Here is a 2,471-nt window from a genome sequence, read left to right as displayed (position 1 = left end):
CCCTCGTGGGAGCGGCCTCCGGCCGCGATGGCCCCTGCCTCCGGCCGCGATGCCCCTCGTGGGAGCGGCCTCCGGCCGCGATCTGGCCTGGCTAAGGGATCGCGGCTGGAAGCCGCTCCCACGAGTCCGCTCCCACGAGGCTACCACTACACGGCCGCTGGGAATCGCGGCTGGAAGCCGCTCCCACGAAGCCGCTCCCACGAAGCCGCTCCCACGCGCGATTCTCAGCCGATCGGTCCGGCCGCCGCCTCTTCCAGCCGCAGTTCCGCGAGCGGCCATCGGGCGCGGGCCCGGATCGCCAGACCCTCATCGACCGCGCCGGCCTGGAGGCGGCGCAGACCGGCCAGCGCGATCATCGCGCCGTTGTCGGTGCAGAAGGCCGGGCGCGGGAAGAAGACCGGCACCCCCTGCGCCGCGCCCATCGCGTTGAGGCCGGCCCGCAGGCGCCGGTTGGCGGCGACCCCGCCCGCGACCACCAGCGCGGGAGCGCCGCTGGCCTCCAGCGCCCGGCGGGTCTTCTCGACCAGGGTATCGCTGACCGCCTCCTCGAAGGCACGGGCGATCGCCGCCGGGGCATGACTTCCCTTCTGCACCGCGGTCAGCACCGCCGTCTTCAGGCCCGAGAAGCTCATGTCCAGCCCCGGGCGGTCCAGCATCGGCCGTGGCAGCCGGAGGCCACCGGCGTCTCCGGTCTCCGCGAGCCGAGACAGCGCCGGCCCGCCCGGATAGCCCAGGCCGAGCAGCTTCGCGGTCTTGTCGAAGGCCTCCCCGGCGGCATCGTCGATGCTCTCGCCCAGCAACTCGTAGTCGCCCAGGCCGCGGGCGTGAATGAGCTGGGTGTGCCCGCCGGAGACCAGCAGCACCAGGAACGGGAAGCTGAGCGAGGCGTCGTCCAGCAGCGGCGCCAGCAGGTGCCCCTCGAGGTGATGCACCGCCAGCGCGGGAATGCCCCAGCCATAGGCCAGCGACCGGGCCACCGACGCGCCGGTGAGCAGCGCGCCGAGCAGGCCGGGACCGGCGGTGTAGGCCACCGCGGAGAGCTCCGTACCCTCCATTTCGGCCTCGTCCAGCACCTCGCGCAGCAGCGGCAGGATCCGCCGCACGTGGTCGCGCGACGCCAGCTCCGGCACCACGCCCCCGTACACCGCGTGCAGATCCACCTGGCTGTGCAGCCGGTGCGCGATCAGCCCCGCCTCGGCATCGACGATCGCGACTCCGGTCTCGTCACAGGAGGTCTCGATTCCCAGTACGCGCAAACTCACATCTCACTCCAATCCAGATTCCCAATCCAGCTTCATCGCCCCGGGCCACCCCGAAGAATGCGAATGAGCCACGGAAGAACACGGAAACACCCGGACCGAAGAAGAAAAACAGCCATTTATCAGACCTTTAATCCTTTCTTCCCTGTCCATCCGTGTTCTTACGTGGCCCGATTTTCTCGTTACAGAAAGATCCACAGCAGAATGACGCCAAGGATCAACCGGTAGACCACGAAGGGCAGCATTCCGATCCGTTCGATCAGCTTCAGGAACCAGTGCACGCTGAGCCAGGCCGCCACCCCGGAGACGATGGCCCCGACTCCGATCTGCAGCCAGTTCACCGTGTCCGGCGGCGCCTGCACCAGCTGCAATGTCTGGTAGCCGCCGGCAAGCGCGATGATCGGGATCGCCAGCAGGAAGGAATAGCGCGCCGCCGCCCGACGGGAGAAGCCGAGCAGCAGCGCCGCGGTCATCGTGATCCCGGAGCGGGACGTCCCGGGGATCAGCGCCAGCGCCTGCGCGCCGCCCACGATCAGGATGTCGCGCCAGCGGATGCCGAACTCGTCGCGGCTGCCGCGGCCGCGCCAGTCGGCCAGCCACAGCAGCAGCGCGAAGCCGATGGTGGTGGTCGCGATCACCAGCGGCGAACGCAGGTGCGCCTCGATCACCCCCGCGAAGATCAGTCCCGCGAGCGCCGCCGGCAGCGTACCGAAGATCACCGCCCAGGCGAGCATCGACTCGGGTGTCGCGCCGTTGCCGCCGACCTGCCGGACCCAGGCGCGCGTGACAACAGCCACCTCGTGCCGGAAGTAGGCCACGATCGCGACCAGCGTACCGACGTGGATCGCCACGTCGAAGGCCAGTCCCTGGTCCTCCCAGGCCGTCAGCACCGGCACCAGGATCAGGTGGGCCGCACTCGAGATCGGCAGGAACTCCGTGAGGCCCTGCACCAGCGCCAGCACCCACACCTGCAACCAGTCCATCCGTTTCTCCCTTCGATTTTCTCACCAAGCAGAGCACGAGCATGCCTGCAGTCGGGACAAATTGGCGCTTGAGTCGAGAGACGCGCTGGCGTCAACGATCGCCTTCGAGGCCGGCCACTGGCTGGACGGTCTGCGCTCTGTTGCGCCGGGTTGGCGCTGTGGAGTGCGGGAGCTTGCTCCCGCTTTCACGCGCTTGAGCTTGCTTCCGCGGCAGGAGGCGAGCCTCCTG

The 2,471-nt window shown here is 69.4% G+C and carries 2 protein-coding genes; both read right to left on the bottom strand.

The features are described from left to right. Positions 1 to 224 precede the first annotated feature (224 nt). The gene (gene tsaD / locus ACESMN_RS04500; protein ID WP_373052433.1) at positions 225 to 1,256 is read right to left on the bottom strand and encodes a tRNA (adenosine(37)-N6)-threonylcarbamoyltransferase complex transferase subunit TsaD; all 1,032 of its coding nucleotides are present in this window, start codon (positions 1,254 to 1,256) and stop codon (positions 225 to 227) included. Between the two features lie 185 nt (positions 1,257 to 1,441). Continuing rightward, positions 1,442 to 2,242, bottom strand: a complete 801-nt coding sequence (locus tag ACESMN_RS04495) for an undecaprenyl-diphosphate phosphatase (RefSeq protein WP_373052394.1) — start codon at positions 2,240 to 2,242, stop codon at positions 1,442 to 1,444. Positions 2,243 to 2,471: the final 229 nt, after the last annotated feature.

This window comes from Thioalkalivibrio sp., from assembly GCF_041690275.1.
Classification (GTDB): Bacteria; Pseudomonadota; Gammaproteobacteria; order Ectothiorhodospirales; family Ectothiorhodospiraceae; genus Thioalkalivibrio.
Note: the sequence above shows the minus strand (reverse complement) of the source record. Positions and strands in the feature narration are given on the sequence as shown.